Annotated in this window: 13 protein-coding genes; 6 read left to right on the forward strand and 7 right to left on the reverse strand. The window is 69.1% G+C overall.

What is annotated here, in order from left to right; all coding sequences use genetic code 11:
• Positions 1-134: 134 nt before the first annotated feature.
• A complete protein-coding gene (lysS, locus tag ACIQBL_RS46445; protein ID WP_401954695.1) occupies positions 135-1,877 on the reverse strand; it encodes a lysine--tRNA ligase in 1,743 nt (580 codons plus the stop codon).
• A gap of 372 nt (positions 1,878-2,249) precedes the next feature.
• Between lysS and argS the strand changes: the two genes are divergently transcribed.
• The 4 genes from argS to ACIQBL_RS46465 are packed head-to-tail and all read left to right on the forward strand — an operon-like array spanning position 2,250 to position 7,137.
• Positions 2,250-4,019, forward strand: coding sequence for an arginine--tRNA ligase (argS, locus tag ACIQBL_RS46450; protein ID WP_401954819.1), 1,770 nt, complete (start codon positions 2,250-2,252; stop codon positions 4,017-4,019).
• Positions 4,020-4,052: 33 nt separating this feature from the next.
• Positions 4,053-4,397, forward strand: coding sequence for a peptidoglycan-binding protein (locus ACIQBL_RS46455; protein ID WP_401954698.1), 345 nt, complete (start codon positions 4,053-4,055; stop codon positions 4,395-4,397).
• Positions 4,394-5,194 (forward strand): helix-turn-helix domain-containing protein, encoded by an 801-nt coding sequence (locus ACIQBL_RS46460; RefSeq protein ID WP_401954701.1) that lies wholly within the window; start codon positions 4,394-4,396, stop codon positions 5,192-5,194. Before ACIQBL_RS46455 ends, ACIQBL_RS46460 begins: the two co-directional genes overlap by 4 nt.
• Before the next feature lie 17 nt (positions 5,195-5,211).
• A complete protein-coding gene (locus ACIQBL_RS46465; protein ID WP_401954704.1) occupies positions 5,212-7,137 on the forward strand; it encodes a glycosyltransferase family 2 protein in 1,926 nt (641 codons plus the stop codon).
• Here the strand turns inward: ACIQBL_RS46465 and ACIQBL_RS46470 are convergent.
• Positions 7,134-9,905 carry a protein kinase gene (locus ACIQBL_RS46470; RefSeq protein ID WP_401954707.1) on the reverse strand — a complete coding sequence of 924 codons (2,772 nt, stop codon included), beginning with the start codon at positions 9,903-9,905 and terminating at the stop codon, positions 7,134-7,136. The genes ACIQBL_RS46465 and ACIQBL_RS46470 overlap by 4 nt on opposite strands.
• A 213-nt stretch (positions 9,906-10,118) precedes the next feature.
• Here ACIQBL_RS46470 and ACIQBL_RS46475 point away from each other — a divergent pair, with 213 nt between their 5' ends.
• The gene (locus tag ACIQBL_RS46475; RefSeq protein WP_401954710.1) at positions 10,119-10,928 is read left to right on the forward strand and encodes a Scr1 family TA system antitoxin-like transcriptional regulator; all 810 of its coding nucleotides are present in this window, start codon (positions 10,119-10,121) and stop codon (positions 10,926-10,928) included.
• Positions 10,928-11,167, forward strand: a complete 240-nt coding sequence (locus tag ACIQBL_RS46480; protein WP_401954713.1) for a DUF397 domain-containing protein — start codon at positions 10,928-10,930, stop codon at positions 11,165-11,167. Before ACIQBL_RS46475 ends, ACIQBL_RS46480 begins: the two co-directional genes overlap by 1 nt.
• A 25-nt stretch (positions 11,168-11,192) precedes the next feature.
• Here the strand turns inward: ACIQBL_RS46480 and ACIQBL_RS46485 are convergent, their stop codons facing one another.
• The 5 genes from ACIQBL_RS46485 to ACIQBL_RS46505 all read right to left on the reverse strand — a co-directional run bounded on the left by ACIQBL_RS46485 (position 11,193) and on the right by ACIQBL_RS46505 (position 22,813).
• Entirely contained in the window at positions 11,193-11,699 is a 507-nt protein-coding gene (locus ACIQBL_RS46485) for a hypothetical protein (protein WP_401954716.1), read from the reverse strand.
• Positions 11,700-11,703: 4 nt separating this feature from the next.
• Positions 11,704-13,047 carry an AAA family ATPase gene (locus tag ACIQBL_RS46490; RefSeq protein ID WP_401954718.1) on the reverse strand — a complete coding sequence of 448 codons (1,344 nt, stop codon included), beginning with the start codon at positions 13,045-13,047 and terminating at the stop codon, positions 11,704-11,706.
• 89 nt (positions 13,048-13,136) lie between these two features.
• Positions 13,137-14,522, reverse strand: a complete 1,386-nt coding sequence (locus ACIQBL_RS46495; RefSeq protein WP_401954720.1) for an FG-GAP and VCBS repeat-containing protein — start codon at positions 14,520-14,522, stop codon at positions 13,137-13,139.
• A 268-nt stretch (positions 14,523-14,790) separates the two neighbouring features.
• Complete coding sequence (locus ACIQBL_RS46500; protein WP_401954723.1) at positions 14,791-15,183, reverse strand: DUF5959 family protein; 393 nt, start codon at positions 15,181-15,183, stop codon at positions 14,791-14,793.
• Between the two features lie 22 nt (positions 15,184-15,205).
• Complete coding sequence (locus tag ACIQBL_RS46505) at positions 15,206-22,813, reverse strand: ricin-type beta-trefoil lectin domain protein (protein ID WP_401954726.1); 7,608 nt, start codon at positions 22,811-22,813, stop codon at positions 15,206-15,208.
• Positions 22,814-23,112: the final 299 nt, after the last annotated feature.

Genomic DNA, 23,112 nt, shown 5'->3' on the forward strand with positions numbered 1-23,112 from the left:
ACCGTTTCCACCACCCCCCCCGGGGGGAAACCCCTGCAACACAACTGCGGGTCGTGGGTTCCCCCACCGCCTGGGGGGGCGCCGGGGCCTCGTGGCCCCGGGCCGCCCCCGTCGTCGTAGAACAGGCCGGGTCTCTACTCCCCCAGAAGCCTGCGCACCCTCTCCTGGCCCACCGCGAGCAGCAGGGTGGGCAGGCGCGGGCCGGTGTCGCGGCCTACCAGCAGGTGGTAGAGGAGCGCGAAGAAGGTGCGCTGGGAGGCCTTGATCTCGGGCGGGAGTTCCTTGGGGGTCGCGTCGGCGGGGAAGCCGGCCTGGACCTTGGGGACGCCGTAGACGAGGTGGGTGAGGCCGTCCAGGGACCAGTGGTCGGCGAGGCCTTCGCTCAGGAGTCGCAGGGACTGCTGGGCGGCCTCGTCGAGGGACTTGAGGAGTTCGGCGTCGGGTTCGGCGCGCACGATGGTCCGCTGGTCGGCGGGGACGTGCGTGTTGATCCAGGCCTCGGCCTTGTCGAGCCGGGGGCGGACCTCGTCGAGGGTGGACAGGGGGTTGGCCGGGTCGAGTTCGCTGAGGATGCGCAGCGTCTGGTCCTCGGCTCCGGCGGTGACGTCGGCGACGGACGCGAGGGTCCGGTACGGCATCGGGCGGGGCGTGCGCGGCAGTTCACCGCCGGCGGTGCGCACCGCGCGGGAGTGCGCGGCGATGTCGGCGGGCAGGGCGGAACCGTCCTCGACCTTCCCGTCCAGCTTGTCCCACTCGTCGTAGAGGCGCTGGATCTCCTGGTCGAAGGCGATCTTGAAGGACTGGTTGGGGCGGCGGCGGGCGTAGAGCCAGCGCAGCAGCTGCGGTTCCATGATCTGGAGCGCGTCGGCCGGGGTGGGGACCCCGCCCTTGCTGCTGGACATCTTGGCCATGCCGCTGATGCCGACGAAGGCGTACATGGGCCCGATGGGCCGCTCGCCCCCGAAGATCCCGACGATCTGCCCGCCCACCTGGAAGGACGACCCGGGAGACGAGTGGTCCACACCGCTCGGCTCGAAGACGACCCCCTCGTAGGCCCAGCGCATCGGCCAGTCGACCTTCCAGACCAGCTTGCCGCGGTTGAACTCGCTCAGCAGGACGGTCTCGGTGAAGCCGTCCTCGGTGCAGACGTACGTCAGCTCGGTGGTGTCGTCGTCGTACGCCGTGACGGTGGTGAGGTCCTTGCCGCAGGCACCGCAGAAGGGCTTGTACGGGAAGTAGCCGGCGGAACCGGAGCTGCCGTCGTCCTCCTCGGCCGCGCCCGACCCTTCCTCGGCCTCCAGCTCGGCCGCGTCGACGGCCTTCTGCTGCTGCTTCTTGGCCGGGGCCTTCTTGGTGCGGTACTGCTCCAGGATCGCGTCGATGTCCCCGCGGTGCTTCATGGCGTGCAGGATCTGCTCGCGGTACACCCCGGAGGTGTACTGCGCGGTCTGGCTGATCCCGTCGAACTCCACGCCCAGCTCGGCCAGCGACTCGATCATCGCGGCCTTGAAGTGCTCGGCCCAGTTCGGGTACGCGGAGCCCTTCGGGGCCGGCACGGAGGTCAGCGGCTTGCCGATGTGCTCGGCCCAGCCGGCGTCGGTCCCCTCCACGCCGTTGGGCACCTTGCGGTAGCGGTCGTAGTCGTCCCAGGAGATGAGGTGCCGGACCTCGTGGCCCCGGCGCCGGATCTCGTCGGCGACGAGGTGCGGGGTCATGACCTCGCGGAGGTTGCCGAGGTGGATGGGGCCCGACGGCGACAGCCCGGACGCGACGACGACAGGTTTGCCGGGGGCCCGACGCTCCGACTCCTCGATGACCTCATCCGCGAAACGGGAGACCCAGTCGGTGGTCTCGGTGCTCTGAGCCACGATCGGCACGTCCTTCTTTCTGGCACGGGGCAGCCGGTACGGTCGCACGACTGACCGCACCATTGTCCCAGGCGACCCGACATCCACGAAAACGGCTTTTCCAAGGCCGTGACTCTGAAGCGGGCCCTGGGGGTGGCGGGCTTTCTTACTGCGGGCCCGGTGGGGGCCGGTCGCGCAGTTCCCCGCGCCCCTTGAAGGCGGCTGCGCCGCCATCCAAGGGCCGTGGGGGCTTGAGGCCTGGACGGCGGCGCAGCCGCCTCTCAGGGGCGCGGGGAACTGCGCGACCGGCCCCCACCGGGCCCGCACCCGAAAACTCGCTTTACCCGCCATGGGATAGTGGACAGGTCTACGCATCCCCACGAGGAGAACGGCTCCCACCCCATGGCTCCGGTCACGTCGCTCACCGACCTAGTCCACCAGCGCCTCGCGAACGCCCTCTCGGCCACCCTGCCGGAGGCGGACGCGGACCCGTTGCTGCGACGTAGCGACCGGGCGGACTTCCAGGCGAACGGCATCCTCGCCCTCGCCAAGAAGGCCAAGGCCAACCCCCGCGAACTGGCGACCCAGGTCGTGGCGAACGTGGTCGCCGGTGACGTGATCAAGGACATCGAGGTCTCCGGCCCCGGCTTCCTGAACATCACGATCAGCGACAGGGCGATCACCGAGAACCTGGCCGCGCGCTACGCCGACGACCCGGCCCGCCTGGGCGTGCCCCTCGCCGCGCACCCCGGCACGACGGTCATCGACTACGCCCAGCCGAACGTGGCGAAGGAGATGCACGTAGGCCACCTGCGCTCCGCGGTGATCGGCGACGCGCTGGTCCAACTCCTGGAGTTCACCGGCGAGTCGGTGGTCCGGCGGCACCACATCGGCGACTGGGGAACGCAGTTCGGCATGCTGATCCAGTATCTGGACGAGCACCCGGGCGAGTTGGACCACGGCGGCGCGGAGGTCACCGGCGAGGAGGCGATGTCGAACCTCGACCGGCTCTACAAGGCCGCGCGCAAACTCTTCGACTCCGACGAGGAGTTCAAGACGCGGGCCCGGCGCCGGGTGGTGGATCTCCAGGCGGGCGAGCCGAAGACGCTGGCCGCGTGGCAGAAGTTCGTGGACGAGTCGAAGATCTACTTCTTCTCCGTCTTCGAGAAGCTGGACATGGAGATCCGGGACCCGGACATCGTCGGCGAGTCGGGTTACAACGACATGCTGGACGAGACGTGCCGCCTGCTGGAGGAGTCCGGCGTCGCGGAGATCTCGGACGGCGCGCTGTGCGTGTTCTTCGACGACATCAAGGGCCCGGACGGCAACCGCGTCCCGCTGATCGTCCGCAAGTCGGACGGCGGCTACGGCTACGCGGCGACGGACCTGTCCGCGATCCGGGACCGGGTCTTCCACCTCAAGGCGACCTCGCTCCTCTACGTCGTCGACGTCCGCCAGTCCCTGCACTTCAAGATGGTCTTCGAGACCGCGCGGCGGGCCGGCTGGCTGAACGACGACGTGACGGCGTACCAGCTGGCGTTCGGCACGATCCTCGGCAAGGACGGCAAGCCGTTCAAGACGCGTGAGGGTGTGTCGGTGAAGCTGGAGGACCTCCTCGACGAGGCGGTGCAGCGCGCCACCGCGGTCGTACGGGAGAAGGCCGAGAAGGTGGGCCTGACCGAGCGGGAGATCGTCGAGAACGGCCGGTATGTGGGCATCGGCGCGGTGAAGTACGCCGACCTGTCGACGTCCGCCGTGCGGGACTACAAGTTCGACCTGGACCAGATGGTGTCGCTGAGCGGCGACACGTCGGTGTACCTCCAGTACGCGTACGCCCGTATCCAGTCGATCCTCCGCAAGGCGGGCGAGACCCGGCCGCTGGCCCACCCGGAGCTCGGACTGGCCCCGGCGGAGCGGGCGTTGGGCCTGCACCTGGACCAGTTCAGCGAGGTGGTGGCGGAGGCGGCGAAGGAGTACGCCCCGCACAAGCTGACGGCGTACCTGTACCAACTGGCGTCCGTGCTCACGACGTTCTACGACCAGTGCCACGTGCTGTCGCCGGACAACGCGCCGGAGGTCGTGGAGAACCGCCTGTTCCTGGTGGACCTGACGGCCCGCACCCTGCACCGGGGGATGGCGCTGCTGGGCATCAGGACGCCCGAGCGGCTCTGAGGTCGCCCGGGCGTCCGCTCCGCCGTACGGCTCATGGACCACGGCGGTGCTACGGCCCCGGCGGCACCGCTCGCCGCGCCGTCCACGGCGTCGTCGGCGCCGCCGCCGGCGTCGTACACCTGCCGTGTGGAGCGGGTCGGCGGTCTCTGGTACGCGGGCAACAGCCGTACCCGGCAACAGAATCTTGCCGTCGGGAACGCCGGGCCGGAGGTCGCCGAGGCGCAGTGTCTGTTGCGCAGGGCGGGTGTCTCGCCGGGAGGGATAGACGGGATCTTCGGCCCGCTGACGGAGCACGCGGTCAAGGAGTTGCAGCGGCGGTCGGGTCTCGTCGTGGACGGCATGGTCGGGCCGCACACCTGGAAGGTCCTCCGGGGATGAGCCGACTGGCCGCCGCGATGCGCGAGTTGAGAACCGCCACCGGCCTGAGCCTGGCGGGCCTGGCCGCGAAGACGCCGTACAGCAAGTCGTCCTGGGAGCGCTATCTCAACGGAAAGACGCTGCCGCCGAGGGAGGCGGTGGAGGAGCTGTGCCGCCTGGCCGGGGAACCGGAGGGCCGGTGCGTGGCCCTGTGGGAGATAGCGGAGGCGGAGACGAGCGGCCGTGCGACGCAGGCACCTCCTGTCCCCCCTGTCCCCGCGGTCACTCCGCAGCCCCCGCCGCCCCCGCCGCCTCCGGCACCGGAGCACCGGGGCGTGGCCGCCCTGGCGGTGCTCGCCTCCGTGTGCGCGGTGGCGGTGAGTGCCGTGGTCGTCGCCGTGCTGCTGCTCCCCGAACCCCACACGTCCGCCGCCCTGTCCCCGACCGCCGCGACCTCCCCCGGACCGGGCTGCCGGGGTGCGGCCTGCGAGGGCAGGAACCCTATGGCCATGTACTGCGCTCCCCGGCCGGAGACCCTCGCCACCCACCGCACGGCGACGGGGGCGTGGATGGAGCTGCGGTACAGCAAGGAGTGCGGGGCGAGTTGGGCGCGGACGTGGGACGGGCGGGTCGGGGACCGGATCGAGATGACGGCGGCGGGCCAGGTCCGCGGCGCGGCGGTCGGTAACGCCGTGGCCGCGCGGTCGTACGTCTACACGCCCATGACGGCGACCGGCCCCGGAACCGTCGTCCGGGCCTGCCTCCGGCCGGCGGCGGGGGCCGGGAAGAAGGAGTGCTTTGACGCCCGCGTGCCGTAGCTGTGTAGGGTCCTTGAATGCCGAGAGTCAAGGTCAGCGTGATCGTTCCCGTCTACAACACCGGGAAGTACGTCGACGAGTGCGCGCCGTCGCTGCTGGGGCAGAGCCTGCCGGCGGACGAGTACGAGGTCATCTACGTCGACGACGGCTCGACCGACGACACGCTCAGCCGGCTGCGGAAGATCGCCGCCGGGGCTCCGAACGTCCAGGTGCACACCCAGCCGAACTCGGGCTGGCCGGGCGCCCCGCGCAATCTCGGCATGCGGCACGCGAAGGGCGAGTACATCCAGTTCGTCGACCACGACGACACGCTCGGGCCCCAGGCCCTGGAGCGGCTGTACGAGCACGCGAAGCGCAACGACGCCGACGTCGTCCTCGGCAAGATGTCCAGCACGATGGTGCGGCCCCGGCGGCTGTTCCGGTACACGGTGGACGCCTGCACGATCGAGAACGACGAGCTGATGCAGAGCATGTCCCCGCACAAGATGTTCCGGCGGGCGTTCGTCGAGGACCACGGACTGCGTTTCCCCGAGGGCCCGTGGATCCTGGAGGACCTGGCCTTCGTCAGCGCGGCCTATCTGGCGGCGGAGCGGATCGCGATCCTCGCCGACTATCCCGTCTACTACTGGATGAAGCGGGACGACGGCGGCAACAACACCCAGCACCGTTTCAACCCCCGGCACGGCTTCTGGGCCAACACCCGCACGATCGTCCGCCAACTCAAGGACGGCACACCCCCGTCCGACGACATCGACGCCCTCCAGAACCGCCTCCTCCACCGCCTCTACCACGTGGAGATCCTCTCCCGCACCCGTGAGCCGGAGATCCTGCGCGAGGACCCGGCCGAGCAGCGGCAGCGTTTCGAGGCGGCACGGGAAGTGGCGCTTGAGGAGTTCCCGCCGGCGGTACGGGAGGGCCTGCCCGCGGTGTCCCGCCTGCGCGCCGAGCTGCTGGAGTCCGGCGACTTCGACGGCGCGGTGACCCTCGCGGAACGCGTCCGCGAGGTCAAGGCCCGCAGCGAGGTCGGCGACCTGCGCTGGGAGGACGGCCGCCTGGTCGCCGACGTCACGCTGGACCTGGTGCGCGGCGACGGCGAGCCGCTGGTCCTGGTCGAGCGGGACGGAAAGCAGTGGCTGGACCCGGAGTTGCTGGATGGCGTGCCCGGCACGGAGAACGGCTGGGAGGTCCCCGACCCCTTCCGGCTGGCGTACGCGGAGCTGGTACTGAAGGACCGGGACCGGGAGGACTGGTGGTACCCGGAAGGCGACCTGGAGCTGCGCCTACGCCCCCTCGGCGACGGCCGTTCACAGGTGATCGCCTCCGGCCGACTGCGCCTCGATCCGGAGCGGTTGGCGGGCGGCGGCCCGCTGGAGCGCGGGGTGCACGACGTGTGGGCGTACGTCCAACTGCTGGGCGTGGACCGGATGGTGAGGGTGACGGGGGCCGGTACGCCGGGCGCTCCGGCGGCGGGCCCGGCCCTCACCGGCGGCAGGCTCTCGCTCCCGTACTGGACGGGCAGCGGTCAGCTCGCGCTCGATGTGGACCAGCGGCAGCGGAAGTTCGGCCCGGACACGGCGACGGCCGCCGCGACGAACGCCGAACGGGGTGAACAGAGCCTGCCCCTCCCGTACTTGGCCGCGACGGCGGACGGCGCCCCGGCCCGGGTAAAGGTCACCGTCGGGACGCTGGCGGTGGAAGCCGAGTTGCTCCCCGGCACCCCCACGGCCCAACTCCGCGTCCCCGCCCGGCTGAAGCTCCCGTCGGGCCGCCACCCGGTGACCCTCCCGAAGACGGCGGGCCCGCTCGCGTACGTGGTCGTCCGCGACGGGGCTGTGCTGCGGTTGGAGGGCCCGGCGTACGAGGCGGGCGGCGGGCGGCGGTTCCTGGACGCGGTCGCGGACAACCGTCAAGTGCGGCGGGTGCGGGGGCGGTTAGGGCGTTAGGCAATGTCCGGCACGTCGAGGTCTGTTTCCTGCTGTGCCTCCGGTGTCGCGGCGAGCTGTTCCAGGAAATGGTCGGGGTTCTGCGGGCGGGAATCGGGGGAGCGGGACAGCATCCGGCCGAGCAGCGAGCGGAGCCCGTCGGAGACGGGCAGGGTGTCCACGGAGACGTCCGTGCGCATGATCTCGTAGAGCACCTCGGGCAGCGAGGACGAGTTCCAGGGCTGCACTCCCGACAGGCACTGGTACATCAGGATCCCCAGCGTGTAGATGTCCGTCCTGATGTCCGCGGGGTCGCCGCGCGCCTGTTCGGGTGCCATGTAGCCGGGTGTCCCGATCACCATCCCGGCGAGCGTCACATCCCAGCTGTCGTCGAGCCGCGGCCGGGCGATGCCCAGGTCGATGATCACGGCCCCTCTTTCGGGATGGAGCAGAACATTGCCCGGCTTGAGGTCGATCCGTGAGATGCCCATGCTGTCGATGAAGGCGAGCGCCTCGCCCAGCTGACGGGCGATCCTCGCGACCACTGCCACCGGCAGCGCGCCTCGCTCGCTCAACACTTCTCGCAGCGAAGGCCCTTCCACGAGCTCCATGATCAGAGCGGGCTCCGCGTCGCCGGATCCCAAGGCGTCGAGCGTGCGAACGATCTGCGGATGGTTCAGCTGGCGGCACACCTCGGCCTCCCGCTGGAACCGCGCCAGCATGCGCTCGTCGTTGCGCGCGGCGCGGTGCAGGACCTTGATGGCGACGGACCGGCCGGTGAGCAGGTCCCGTCCCCGGTAGACCGCGCCCATTCCCCCTTGGCCCAGAAGGCTGGTCATCTCGTAGCGCTCGGCCAGCACACCGACGGCGGGCGTACCGGCCCCGGCGGTGCCGAGCGGGGCGGGGGCGGGGGCAGCGGGATCGGCCGGTGACGGGTCCGTGCCGGGCCAGGTGGAATCCGGGGTGCCGGCCCACCCGGGAGGATGTGGGGCCGGGGAGCCGGGAGGAGGCGGGGCCGGGGAGCCGATCGCCGTCGGGTCGTACAGGCCGGGCCCCGGCGACGGGGAGACGATCCCCAGATCCGAGCGTTCGCTCTCGCTGCTGTGGACGAAGCCCGCCAATTGGCGCTTGTACGTGTCCGACAGTTTGTAGTACGCCAGTGCGGACTCGGCTCCGCCGTACCTCGTGGCGTTGGGCCGGCCCGGCTCGCTCACCACGTCGAGCATGCCCGCCCTCACCAGGTGGCGCAGCAGTCGCTCCACCGCGGGTGACGTCATGTGCAGCAGCGGATCGATCCCCTGCGGACCTGTCACATCGGTCGAGGTGAACGGCCTGCCTTCGCTGCGCAGCGCCCAGTCCACCACGTGATAGCCGCCAAGCCGTCTCCGGTCGCCGTCGATGGCCACGGGCATCGCTGATCCACCGGCACCGGCATCGGCACCGGCCGCCGTCTCCGACACGACCGCTTTCAGGTGTGCGTAGAAGTCGATCCGCGCCCACTCCTCCTCCCCCACGTGCAGCACAGGGCAGCCGTCCTCCCACGCCACCACGGAGTTGAACTCCTGAAGCAGACGCCGCGGAACGCCACGCGCCTTGAAACAGAGGTAACTGATGAACCGGGTGAGCCGTGCCTCGTCCAGGGGCGTCCGCGAAAGGGGGTACGTGATGTCGTCCCCGTACAGGGTGGACGGGGAGTACGGGATGGGTGGGGCGTACGGGGTGAACGGGGTGGGCGGGGCGTACGTCCCGTACGGAGCCGGAACCGGAACCGGAACCGGATCGGGGGCTGGTGGACCCCAGACTCCTTGGTCCGGCCAGGGCGCCTGTCCGTCCGGGCCGTCCCGGCCCGCCTCCACCAGTCCCCGTACGAGCCGGTCGGGCGCGTCCCAGAGGCACGGGACGTACATCCGCCAGCCGAAGACACTCTCGTAGACGCCGTTGCCGCGGTCGGAGTCCTGGATGGCACGGTCGTGCAGATCGGCGCCGGCCACCACGATGAAGTGTGCACCGCGTGCGGTGAGCACGTTCTTGATACGGCCCAGTAGCGCCTCGAAGAGGGCGATCGGTTCCTGCCTGTTGTCGGTGAGTTTGTCGACCTCGTCGAGAACGACGACCGGATGCACCCGCAGCCTGGCCGCTTCCCGGCGCCGTCGTCGCAACAGCCGCCGCGAGCCCGGGTGTTGGCCGTACGCACGCCCCTCACTGCCGTTGAGCAGATGGACGATCCGGACGAGGTCGTGCTCGACGTCCGTCTCGGAGTAGGCGAGGAACGCCGCCTCGGTGGCCTGCGACCGGGTTCTGCGTCCGCTGAAGCTCATCGTGGGCGCCAGCCGGTGCTGCGGGGAGAGGCCGAGCGACGTGGCCCGCTCCGAACTCTCCGACTGCGTCTGGGTGAACGACAGCGAGGTGCGCGAGTAGGCCAGCAGCAGCGAACGCTGCACCTCACGCGGCAGTCGCGCCAGCAGATCCCGGTCGTCCAAGGACTCGAAGATGCGCCGGACGACGGCGAACAGCAACTGATCGGTCGTCATGGAACGGCCCACGTTGAGGTGGACCACCAGCAGTTCGTCACGACCGGCCCACGCGGTCATGGTTTCGGCCAGCGCGCGCAGCACCAAGGTGGATTTCCCGACACCACGGAAACCGCTCACCAGGAAGGCGCCGCCGTGCGAGTAGGTCAGCCGCTCCTTCAACGCGTCGACCAGCGTTTCGTGCCCGAGCGCCGGGATCGCGCTGTCACCGGCCGGCAACGGCTCGTGGATGTACCGGAATTGCCGGTGCAGCGGCATGTGCAGCACGACATCGCCCCCGAACGCGCTTCTTGCCCGTGCGTTCAGCTTAGGACGCGATCGCCCACCTCGCCCTCTCCTCAGGGTTCACGGGACAGGAGTTGCGCAGCGTCACTACTGTTGACAGGGCGTGAGCCCCGCTCCCCATTTTGTACGGGTGGAGTACGGGTACGTGCGGGATCCGGAACGGGTGGATGTGGGGAGCACCACAACATGAACTCCAAGAAGAACCGCTCGACGATGCGGATGCTGGGCTCGCAGTTGAAGGCGGCCCGCATGAGGGCCGGTTTCACCCAACGCGTGCTCGCCGAGACGGCGTTGGTCGACGAGGAGACCATCGCGTCGATCGAACAGGGCAGGCGGCGACTGATGCTGCCCCTCTCAAGGTCCCTGGACGTCATCCTCGACACGAAGGGCACGCTGGAAGCGGGCGTCGACAACCTGCCCGAGATCGACCAATTCCCGCTCTACGCCGAGGAGTACATGCTGCACGAGCGCGAGGCCATCGCCCTGTCCTGGTACGACAACGCCGTCATCCCCGGTCTGCTGCAGACCGAGGCGTACGCCCGCGCGCTGCTGAGCAGTCGTATTCCGGCGTACGACGAGGAGGAGTTGGAGACGAAGTTGGCGGGTCGACTCAGCCGCCAGGAGATCATGCAGCGCAAGGTGCCGCCGACAATGAGCTTCGTGGTCTGGGAGCCCGCACTGCTCTGGCCCAACGGCGGCCGTGAGACACACCTCGACCAACTGCGCGCGCTGCGCGAATACTCCGAACTCCCGGGCCTGTCCTTCCAGATCCTGCCGCTGAATCGAACCTCGCATGCTGGCGACGCAGGCCCCTTCATCCTGCTGGAGACACCCGATCACCAGCACCTCGCCTACACCGACTCCCAGCGCGGCAGTCAGTGGGTTTCCGACCCTGATGAGGTGTCCATCCTCACCCGCAGGTATGCGATGCTGCGGACGCAGGCCCTCACGATTGAGGACTCCAGAAGCCTGTTGGACCGTCTGCTGGGAGAGTAATGAGCACTGCACTTCAGTGGTTCAAGTCGAGCTACAGCAACAGCGACGGCGGCGCGTGCCTCGAAGTCGCCTACACCTGGCGGAAGTCGACCTACAGCAGCAGTGAGGGCGGCCAGTGCGTCGAGGTCGCCGCCTGCCCCCACACCATCCACATCCGCGACTCCAAGAACCCGGAAGCCGACGGCCCCACGCTCCAACTCACCCCTACCGCCTGGGCGGCGTTCACCGCCAGCCGTTAGTCAGCAGGTCCAGGCTGTTCCCAGTTCACGACAGCTCGGCCCACGTCCCCATGGTCGCCTCCAGCGTCCAGATACGCACCTCGGCCTGCGCGCGGGACGCGTACAGGTCCCGTTCGGCGACGATGCTCATGTCGCCGGTGCCGAGTTGCTGGCGTACGGCGTGCTCGGAGAGATCCATTCCCGTACTGCCGCCGTCGCACAGGGCTGTGAGAAAGGCGCTGTCCCAGGTGCGCTCGTGCATGACCCATGGGGCTTCCCCGCGTGCGGTCTTGCGCAGCATGCTCATGAAGTTCGCGGCGCATCGGCGGCGGGCCGTGCCGTCCTTGATCTGGAAGACGTGATTGCCGGTCTCCACCACCGTCGCGGTCGGCAGAATGAAGCGCACCTTGGCCTTCAGCCGAGCGTCCATCTCCGCCAGGACCTCCGGTCGATGACCGTTCATGTGAGGCACGTCGAGGATCTCGACGAAGACCGAGGTGTCGAGGAAATCAACGACAGGGAGCTGGAGCCCGGGACGACGCTGGTTGCTCACGAACTCACAGGCTCCTCAGGAAGTCCTCGACACTGGACACTTCCGTTTCACGCGGGCGCACGGCATCGGGGAGCCGCCCCTTGGTCACCGCGTCACCCAGGTCGCCGGCCGCGAGAAGGTCGACGTAGCCGGGCAGATCCGTGAGACGGGTCAGCCGGCTCTCCCCCGACTGCGGATCCCTGCTGCACACGACGACGCCCGAATGATCCTGCGCGGTAAGGGAGTTGAGCAACGCGGGACTGTGGGTGGTGAACAGCACGTCGATGCTGCGGCGCTGCGATTCTTCCTTCATCAGGCTCAGCACGCGGGCGGCCTGCGTGGGGTACAAGCCGTTCTCGATCTCCTCGATCACCAGGTGTCGTCGGGCCGAAAGCAGCTCGTCGTCACCATCGGACACGGGAGCACTGAGCAATGCCGTACCGAAGGCCAGGAAGCGCAGCATGCCGTCGCTCAGAAGCCTTGCCGGGACGTCGTGGTCGGCGCCGTGAAATCCCGATTCCCGTAGGACGAGTTGGACGTCACCGAGCTCGGTACCGACGCTGTCGACACGACGCACCGGGTATTCGGGCATGCCGGCCACAAGTTCCGTGAGCCGTTCGAAGGCGACGGGGTCGGTCCGCCGTAGTCCCGCGACCGCCGCGCTCAGATTGTCGGCGCTGCGTCTGAGCTCCGTGTCGCGCGCGTTGACGTACTGCCGCATGAGGTGCGGGACCGGGTCGAGCAGGAAGGTCTCGCGCAGTACCGCGAGGACTGCCTGGGCCGCCCGGTGAACCAGCCCCGTCGCCCCCGAAGTCACCGGCAGCCGTACCGGTACCTGGCTGATCAGCAAACGGTCGGCAGCGAAGGAAGTGCTCTGGTCAAGGTCGCGCTTCCCATTGAAGTAGCCCACTTCGGCGAGACTGCTGCGGCGGTTGGAGGGAGCATCGCCGACCAGGAGGGGTCGGCCTGCGGCCAGCCGACGGCCTGCGTACCGTACGCCCTCGGCCGCCGTCAGTTCTTCCCGCACGATCCGTAGCCCCGGGGAGACCTCGATCTCGACGTCCAGGCCGAAGACTTCCTCTCCGGACCGCACCCGGCACCCGAGCCGGAACCCGCTCTCCCCCAGCGGAGCGCAGCCCTCGGCCCCGCCCCGGATCGGCTCCTCGCCGCCGCTCCGCGGTCCGTCCAATGCCTCCCGCAGAGGCTCGCCCAGCGCCAACCGGGACAGCACCATCAACGCGTCAAGGGCGTTGGACTTGCCGCTGCCGTTGCGCCCGATCAGCACCGTGAGATCTCGCAGGGGCAGGCGCTGGTTGGTGAAGCTCTTGAAAGAGGTGAGGTGCACCTCCTCCAGACGGGGAGTCTCCACCGGGCACCTCTCTCATTCGCTCGGACCGGACGCTGTCGTTCTCCCAGCTAATCAGCAGCTCTCTCGAAACGTCCAACGGCACCCGGCCGCTACTGCGGAAAGTCCGCGCGAACGGGCAGCTCCCGGACGCCGGACGCACTCACGCCCGCCGGACCGGCCGGCAGCAGCACGCTGGTGTCGTAGTCCGTGTACTGGTCGGAGACCAGGAGGTCGGCGTATCCGTCGCGGTCGACGTCGCGCAGGCGGACGTGGACGCCGAAGGCGGCGTCGGAGACTGCCTTGCCCGGTACGTCCCCGCTCTCCCGTGTGAACCACTCCGAGCCGGTGCCGGTCAGCCCGTGGGGGCCTCCGTGGAGGACGTGGACGCCTCCTGCCTCCTTGGCGGAGCCCACCTTCTCGAAGGGCACGCCGACCGCCAGGTCCGGGTAACCGTCATGGTCGGTGTCGCCCGCCGAGACGGAGAAACCGAACTGCTCGTCCTTGGCGGCGGCGGTGGCGACACCGGCGGTGGACTGACTCAGCCGGTACGAACTCGCGGCCCCCTTGGCCCCGCCGCGTAGCACGACGACCGATCCGGCGTGCTTGTTGTACGGGGTGTCGCTGACGGCGAGGTCGCCGTAGCCGTTCTTGTCGAAGTCGGCGATGACGCCGGTCGGGCTCCAGTCCGGTGCGGTCGTGTCGTAGGTCGTGAACGTGCCCGCCTTGACGGTGGAACCACCCCGCAGGAACCACGCGGCCTGTGTCATACGGTCGTTCTTCTCGCCCTGACCGAGCACGTACAGGTCGGTGGCCTTGTCCTTGGTCACCTTGCCGGCGACCAGGCCGGTCGGCTCGAACACATGGGTGACGCTCGGCTTCGGACGGTGTGTGGTGACCTTGCCGGTGGTGCCGGACTTCGAGAAGCCGCCCCGGTAGACGTACACCTTCTCGATGTCGCTGACCGCAAGGTCCGGCTTGCCGTCGCCGTTGAAGTCGCCGGCCGCGATGGACCAGCCGAACTCGTAGTCGGCGTGGGGTGCCCTGAGGGGGAGCCGGGTCGCACTGGACGACAGGCCGGACCTCGATCCCCACACGATGGTGACGGTGCCCTGCGCGGCCCGCGAGCCGACCTTCTCGGTCTTGTCGGCGACGGCGAGGTCGGCGTACCCGTCCCGGTTGAAGTCGGCGGTCGCCAGCGACTCGCCGAACGTGTCGACGTAACCCCCCGCGTCTCCGGACTTCCCTGGTATCCCCGGGCTGTTCTGCGTGATCGTCCTGCTCGTACTCCCGGGCCCGCTCGCCGTCCCGTACGTCACGGTGAACGATCCGCTGTCACCGACCACGTAGTCGCGGTAGCCGTCGCCGTTGAAGTCGTCGGCGTGCTTGGCGGGGGGTGCGGCGCTCGCGGCGCTCCCCGAGAGGACGACCATCCCGCCAGTCAGCGCGGCGGTCACGGCCGTCGCGAGGGCGATGCGGGAGGTTCTGCGTCTGAACATGCGTTTCTTCCTGTGTTGTTGCTCGGCGGGCCGTCGGCGGAACCCGGCCCTCGTGTGCTCCGGCGCCGACAAGCACCACATCATGTGGCTCTGGGTCCGTCGAGCGAACCTTGTCGTCAGGCCTCAGGTCCTTGATGGCCTTGGACCTACCGTTGATCAGAAGCACCCATGTGTTCGGCGTGAAGCTGCTTCAGTTGCCCGCCTTGTCGGCGTCCCTCTCAGCGGTCTGGGCGGCTTCTCCGACTGGGCCTCGCAGCGGCTCGGCGCTTCACACCTGCTCTTTGAATCGGCCGAGTCGAGCCTGTTGGTCGGCGATCCATCCTTCTTCAAGGGCGACTGGGATGCGGACGGTCACCATGGACAGGGACTCGTCCTCCACGACGACCTCTGGGCAGTCCCGCTCGCCGTCAAGCTGAATGCTGATGGTGGGACCACGGTCCGTCTCCATCCAGACGATGTCCCGCCCCCGCCGCAGCTCACCCAGTGCCTTCGCCCAGGAATCGAGCTTCGCGGGGGACAGGACCAGCAGTGTGGTCCCCTTGACGAACGTGCTGGTCACCACGATCTGCGCCTCCCAGAAGGGAGAGTCCATGGGTGAGAGGACTGTGATGACGACCTCGTTCTCGAGGTCGCTCAGCCGCACAAGATCATACGGAAACATCTTCTCTCCCTTCCCCTCGGCCTCATCCCACCAGAAACTGAGCCGCCGTTGACCAGCCATTGTCGCCAAAGGCACTGATGTCCACCCGGAACGGCACGTTCGACCCTGGCAGATAGCGTGGTATCGCCTGGAAGAACACCTCACTTTGCGTCGCGTCTATATGCGCGGCGATCGAGTCACCGAACGCGGACATGGCGCCGTTGTCCACCTTCGACTTGGTCGCGACGATGTTCGCCGCAACCTTGCCGTCCCCACCCAACACCTGCGGAAGGAGGTGCCCCCGCGTGAGGCCGGTCGAGTTCTTCACGAAGCCCGGCGGGATGATCCGGCGGCCGGCCTTGGTCCCCGTGCTGATGTCCGCGGGACCAACGATGGCTGCTACCCCCGTCCGCCGCCCGTCGGACAGCACTTCGCCATAGTCTGCGTCACCACAGTTGTGGACCAGCACCGCCGTGGCCCCCGCCAACGCATAGTACGTATGCGTCCCCGACACCGTCAGGTTGTTGACCGTCGCCGTCTGTGTCCAGGCGCGTACCCCCGTCACCTGGATATACGTCCCGGCCGACGTCTGCAGCCAGTCACCGGACCGGAGTTCGCTCGCCTTCGCCCAGCGGTGGTCCTTCGGCAGCCAGATCGGATGGCCGTCCGTCGCGGTGATCGACTTGCCGTTGGCCAGGGTCAGACGGACCAGGTGCTTGGTGCCGTGGCCCTGGATGGTGGCGGTGACCGTCCGGGCGACCAGACCACCGAGCACCGGGTCCGTCGACTTCACCCTGTCGCCGGGACGGAGGTCCTTGATGGCCTTGGTCTTGCCGTTCGCCAGCAGCACCCGCGTGTTCGGCGTGAAGCTGTTGCACTTGCCGCCCGACTCGACCGCGTCCTCGCCCGCGTCCGACGCCTTGCCCGCGTCCTTCTCCGCGGTCTTCGCCGCCGACTTCTCCGACGCCTTCGCCGCGGATTTCTCCGTGGCCTTGGCCGCCTTCTCCTCGGCCGTCTTCACGACCTTCTTCTCGACGGCCTTGGCCGCGGTCTTCACGGCCGTCTTTTCCGCCGTCTTCACCGCCGCCTGTTCAGCGCCGCGCGCCAGCACCCCGCCGCCGAAGCGCATTCCGCCGCGTGCGGCGGCCAGGGCCACGCCCCCTTCCCCGAAGGTCGCGACCGTGATGATGATCGTCGCCGCCGCCATCAGGCAGGAGCCTAGTGCCGGGTGGGTGGCGCAGCTGACGATGTCGGCCAGGCCCGAGTACTCGTACGCCACGTGCGCGACCGTCTTGGTGGCGGACCAGGCCGCGTGCTTGATCTGGGACCAGCCCCAGAACTGGCCGTTCGGGTCCTCCTTCGTCACCGGGCTGTTGTCCGCGTACGCGTAGCCGCCCAGTTGGAGGAGATCCGAGAAGTCCATCACTGGGTCCAGCGACGTGAAGCGGCCCGTCACCGGGTCGTAGTCCCGCGCGCCCAGGTGGATCAGGCCCGTGCTCGACTCGTCCGTGCCGCCGATGTACGCGCGGGAGCCCGCCCAGCCCGTCAGCGAGGTTTCGAGGTCGCCGCGCAGGTTGCCCCAGGCGTCGTAGGAGCGGGTCTGGACCGCCATTCCGGAGGCCAGTTTGATCTGGACGGTGGCCGTGCCCTGGGGGTTGGTGACCTGGGCGACCAGGGTGTGCGCGCTGGTGGCGCTGGAGGTGTAGCGGACGACGGTGGGGGCGCCGGCCTGGGCGTAACTGCGCATCGCCTTGGTGGCGGTGGAGGTCTGGGAGCCCATGACCTCGGTCTCGCCGAGGTAGAGGGTGGTCCAGCCGCCGGTGGTCCTGGAGATGCGGTTGCCGTCCGCGTCGTAGAGGTACGACGTGCTCGCGGCGAGGGTGAACTTCTGGGTGTCGGCGCTCGCCGTGCACGCGGCCAGGGTCAGGTCGGCGCTGACGGTGGCGCTCGCCACGTTCAGGCAGAGCTTGGATGCCGTGTTGTAGAAGGTGCCGTCCGTGCGGAGAACGAAGGACTGGGTCGTCGCGTCCGGTACGCAGGTCTTCAGCGTGATCGTCGAGCCACTCGCCGTGCCCGATGCCGTGGCGCACTTGCCGAGGACCGTGAGTTTGCCGCCGTTGGCGGTGAACTTCTGTCCTGCTGTGCCGTTGCAGGTGTAGATCTGGATGACGGTTCCGTCGGCCGTGTGGCCGCCGCCGTCGTCCATGCACAGGCCGCCGGGGCCGGTGATCGCGCCTGAGCCCGCGCCGAACCCGGTGACCGTCTTCAGCAGGCCCTCACCGTCGTAGACGAAGGACTGGGTGTCGCCGTTGATGGTGCGGGTCTGGGTGCGGCCGGAGTCGTCGTACGTCGACGAGTTGACCTCCGTGACGGTCTTCGTGCCGGAGTCCGCCGCCGTGACCGTCTTCTGCGTCCAGCCGGTGAGGGTGTCCGGCTGGCCGGTGTCCCCGTAGGCGTACGAAGTCGAGCCGTCCAGCGCGGTGTTGAGGGCGCCGGTGGAGGTGCGCTGGGTGCTGTGGTCGGTGAGCGTGGAGCGGTTGCCGAGGTCGTCGTAGCGGTACGACTGCCAGTACGGGAGGCTGCCGTAGGCCGCCGTGCCCGTGGCGATGGTGGAGGTGGAGGGGGCCCCGCCTACCGTGCCGGAAGCGGTCGCGGAGGTGTCGGTCGCCTTCCAGGTGGTGCCGGCGGAGTCCGTGCAGGACTTCGTCGTCGCGCCCGTCCAGGCCTCCGCCAACTGGCCGCGCGCGTCGTACGTGAAGCACTGGTTGTCCCAGGTCGTGGTGGACGACGTGGTCGAACCCGTCGCCACCAGGCTGGTGTTGCCTGCCTGGTCGTAGGCGTAGGCCGACTGGGAGACCAGGCCGTTCGCCGTCTGCGTGGCCGCGTAGGAGTGCAGCAGCAGGCCGGTGGAGTCGTCGTAGAGGGCGCTTGTCCACACCCGGTAGGGGTTCTTGCCGCTGGTGGAGCGGGTGATCTGGCCGTACGGGTTGTAGACCGCGCCGGTGGTGTACCAGTCCCAGCCGGAGGTGGAGACGGGCAGGTCCTGGGTGTTGTAGCGGGTGACGACCTTTTCGGCGGTGGTCATGCCGCCGGGGGTGGCGGGGAGTGTGGTGGTGAGCGGCTTGCCGGTGCGGGTGTAGGTGTACGACCAGTGGTACGAGCCCGAGAGGTTGTCCGTGGAACCGCTGACCGCCGGGACGGTGACCGTCTTGCCGGTCAGCTGCCCGTCCTCGGTGTAGCCGGTGGCCTCGCTGACGATGTCGCCGGTGGTGGCGCCGAGCACGGTGTGGCGGATCGACTTGGCGGGCAGGCCGATGCCCTTGGTGGCCGTGTCGTAGGTCCACTCGTCGGTCGGGAACGCGTCGGAGCCGACGGTGAGGGTGCTCTTGCGGCCGAGCGGGTCGTAGCCGTAGTGCAGGATCCTGCCGGTGGCGTCCTTGGTCTGGGTGACGTGGTCGGCGTCGTCGTACCAGGTCTGGCTGGTGCCGGAGTCCGGGTCGGTGCTGAGGCGCACGCGGTGCCGGGAGTCGTACGTCCAGGTCCAGAGGTGGCCCGACTTGTCCTTGACCTGGGTGCGGTTGCCGAGCGCGTCGTAGGTGGTCTCGGTGTAGGTGTTCGCGCTGCGGTCGGCGTTGGTGTACGTGATCGACTTGACCGCGCGGCCCAACGCGTCACCGAGGGTCTTTGTCGCGGTGGCGCCGGTGGGCGGGACGACCGTGACCGAGGCGTCGGTGTCGCTGTAGGTGTTGGTGGCGGTGGCGAAGTCCGCGTTGTGGTGGAGGGTCGTCGAGGTGAGCGGGCGGCCGAGGCCGTCGTAGGTGGCCCTCGTCGAGTTGGGGATCGGCTGCTGGCTGGTGGGGATGTACGGCGTGGTGGCCGGCAGGCCGAGGACGTAGTAGCCGTTGTCGGTGCGGACGGGAGCGCCGTGGTCGTCGTAGCGGACCGAGGTGACCAGGCGGCCGAGGCCGGTGGCGTCCGGTGCCTGGGTCTGCACGGTGCGGCCCATGCCGTCGTAGAAGGTGACGGACTGGGTGTAACTCCCGTTGTCCTTCAGGCTCTTGGTGATGACCCGGGTCGGGGTGCGGGTGCCCAGCGCGTAGCTGATCTGGGTGGAGGGCAGGTCGTCGGCGTCACCGGGCTGCCAGCCCTTGACCAGGCGGCCGAGGAGGTCGTACTCGTAGCGGGTCTTGTTGCCGTTGGGGTCGGTGGTGAGCGTGGTCAGGCCGCGGGCCGGGTCGATCGTGGTGATCGTCGCCTGCGACTTGGCGTTGGTGATGGTGGTGCCGGTGATGACGTACGGGCTGCTGCCGGGGTTGTAGGTGGTCCTGGTGACGTTCTTCCCGGCGTCGGTGACCTTGTTGGCGCGGCCGTAGACGTCGTACTCGGTGAGGGAGCCGGTGATCGTGCCGGTGCCCTCGCCGTTGAGGGACTTCTCGCTGGTGGCGTCGCCGGCGTCGTTGTAGCCGCTGGTGACGTCGGAGACGACCGCGGCGGTGGCCGCGCTCGACACGTCGTCGCAGTCGGTCGCGGTGGTCAACGCCCGCTTGGGCAGGCCGTAGAGGTTCGTCGACGCCCTGTTGTCGAAGGTGGTGAGGGTGCAGGCCTTGTCGCCGACCGTGGGCGTGGTGTCGCCGGGGCTTGCCAGGGTGACGACCGCGACCTCGCTCAGCTTCGGCAAGCCGTCGTCGTCCACGGCGGTGGTGGTGCGGGTGCCGCGCCACTTGCCGTTGTAGGCGGTCAGGTCGTCGACGCGCTTGACGTACGTCTTCTTCGCCACGAGGTCGCTGTCGCCGGTGCGCTTGCGGGTGGCGGTGTCCGTGCTCGGGCCGGGCAGCGTGATCACCCGGCTGTGCGCCGCCGCCGCGGCCTCGCTGGAGACGTAGGTGACGGTCTCGGCGGCCTGGCCCGCGTTCTCGTCGGCGTCGTCGGCGGAGAGGGTGGCGCCGGTGTCGTCCTTGAGGGCCGTGCCGGAGCCGCGCAGGTAGTACGTCGTCGTCTTCGAACGGGTGGCGGCGGGGCCGTCGGGATCGCCGACCTGCGTCGTCACGGAGGCGTAGCCGCGCCAGTCGCTGTGGGTACGCTGCGAGGGCTTGGTGAACTCGGCGTCGGTCTTGGCCCAGTAGCCGCCGCCCCCGTACGCGTACGTCGTGACGACGTCGGGTGAGGCGAGCGCGGTCTGCGTGACGACCGTGTCCTGCTCGGTGACCTTGGCCACCGTGTACTTGTTGAACCAGGCCAGCGGCGGGTTCTCAAGGCTTTCGTCGGGCGACCAGTGCACGGGGTAGCAGGCGGCCGTGTTGTCGGCGATGTCGGTGGTCGCCGGGGCGTAGGCGCAGCCGTTGTTGTAGTCGACGACCGTCTTCTTGCCGTTCTCGTCCGTGATCCCGGTGATGCGCGGGTGCCAGTACGTCAGCTCTTTGTCGGCGCTGTTGTCACGGACCCGGTTGGGCAGGGCGGTGCCGTCGAAGACGACGGCCGGCAGGGTCTGGCCCGGGGCGTCGTCCGGGTCGGTGGTGTCGGTGTCGTAGGCGCCGTGCTGGACCGAGGACAACCACAGGCCCGGCGAGGTCTGGTACCAGCCGGAGTTGAAGGCGTGGTTGAGGGTCCACTCGTCGATCGGGTACAGAGTGCTGGTGCCGTCGCGGTGGGCCCAGGTGACGACCTTCTCCAGGCGCTTGCGGGTCCAGAAGGAGGGGAACGTCGGGCACTGTTTGGCGGTATCCGACTTGCAGTTGAGGGTCGCCGGGGTGTCGTACCAGACGCGGTACTTCTCCGGGTCGCCCGACGTGAAGTTGTCGGCGTCGCACTTGCTGGCGGACGCGGCGAGGCAGCGCTCGTCGGTCTGGAACTGCACCTTGGCGGCCGGGACCGCGCCCAGGTCGTCCTTGCTCAGGCCGTACTCGATGGTCAGCGGGTAGGAACCGCGCTGGTACTTGACGTTCTTCTTGGTCGACTTGTTCTTGGCGTAGTAGTTGTCCTCCTGCTTGTAGGTGATCACCATGGCGTTGCCGTGGAGGTCGACGACCTCGTCGAGCTGCCAGGACCAGGCCTGGGTGCAGGAGGAGTCCTTGAAGGCGTCCGCGTGACACGGTTCCTTCGGGTCGTTGCCGAAGACGGGGACGGTGGAGACGGAGTCGGTGTCCGCGTGGCCGTTGCCGACCTTGTCCAGGCCGAAGTAGTACTTGGTGCCGTCGCGGGTGGTGGCGATCCAGTACTCGCCCTTGTCGTCGGTGTCGCCGCCGTCGCCGTTGTCGGCGCCCGTCATGTGCTCGACCTTGGTGCCGTCGTCGGAGCGCGGGTGCCATTCGCCGGTGGCATCGGAACGGACCAGTTCGACGGTGGTGCCGCCGAGGGTCATCACCGCGTTCTGGGTCGCCCAGCACAGGTCGCCGGTCTTCTTTTTCTTGCCCTTGTTGTTGGCGTCGTCGCCGTCCTGGTCCTGGCCGCAGCCCCGGTACGAGCGCTCGATGTGCCCGGTGTCGTAGGACCAGCCCTCGCCGATCCAGGACGCCTGCGGGTTGGCGGTGGACGTCTTGCCGTCCACCGCCTGGGAGTTGTACGAGAACGCGACGCTCGGCGTGGGGCCCGCGGAGACCGGCGGGGTGTCGATCGCGTACGTGTACGCGAAGCCGCCCGAGGACGATCCGGCGGCCCAACTGCCCGCCGAGGAAAGGGGGGTGGCCCGGAAGGAGCCGCCGGCGCCGTTGCCGGAGTCGGTCACGCCGAGGACGCCGCCGGCCCCGGAGGAGGAGGCCGCGGTGACGGCGTTCGCGGTCTTCGCGGCGGAGCCGTGGTAGACGGCCGACTGCGTACTGCCCTTGTCCAGGGCGGCCGTCGCGTCGGCGGTGGTCGTGCCGGTCGCGGTGTCGGCGTCCATCGGGGTGGACAGGTCGACGGTGGCCTCGACCTTGGTGGCGCCCAGGTCGATGGTCTCGTTGCCGTCGGCGTCCGTGGTCGTGGTGTCGGCGCGCAGGTCGGCCGAGTTGTCCAGCGGCTCGGGGGTGGCGCACTCCTCGTTGTCCGGGTCGGTGAGGAAGCACTCCGGGTAGCGGACCAGTTGGAGTCGGTCGGACCACTGGGCGCCGAAGTAGTTCTTGAAGTCGGTGTAGTCGACCTGGAGGCGGGCCGGTGCCGGGGTGGCGTCGCTGGTGGTGACCTGCATGAGCAGGCCGTTGACGCCGGCGGCGGTGGTGTCCGTCTGGCTCAGCACGTCGACGGACCAGGTGCCGACGGGCTGTTGGGCCGTGTCGTCGGACGCGGCGCCGATCTTCACCGGTACTCCGCCGCCGACCTGTACCAGTCCGTCGGTGGCGGCTGCCAGCTTCTCCGGGGTGATGTCGGCGGTGCCGTCGGGACCGGCGGCCGGGATGGCGGTGCTGCCGTCCGGGGGGTCGGTGTCGTCCTGCGCGGCGTCGATCGCGTACTGCCTGGCGTACCCGGACAGGGACTGGTCGGCGCCGTCCACCGGGTCGGTGGCCGGCACGTCCACCATCGCGGCGACGTCGTCGTCCGGCGGCGGCTCGGCGAAGGCCTGGCTCTCCAGGGCCCCGACCGACAGCGCGAGGGACAGCAGCAGGACGACACCGGGCACGGCTCTGCGGCGCCAGGCTCTGCGGCGCGGATGCGCGCTCGGACGTGAGCGACGGAACACGGAAGGACCCCCCGGTGAGCCCGGCGGGGCAGTCACCCCGGCCGTGAAGACGCGATGGAGAAAGAGAGAAGTAAGAGAAGGAAAAAGAGAAGGTGAAAACAGCCCGGATTATTGGCCGTCCTTTGCCATAAGCGCTAGATCATTTGACTTTATGTGGGCTTGATCACTGACTAGAGCATGACAAGACAGCCCAACTCCGGGCGAAATAAGGGGCGTTGAACCCGGAAGGGGACGTTCCGTCGGCTGTACCCGGCCGAAAGGGGCTTGCCCGGCGCACACCGGCGCTCCATGATCTGCAC

The organism is Streptomyces sp. NPDC088350 (genome assembly GCF_044753545.1).
Taxonomy (GTDB): domain Bacteria; phylum Actinomycetota; class Actinomycetes; order Streptomycetales; family Streptomycetaceae; genus Streptomyces.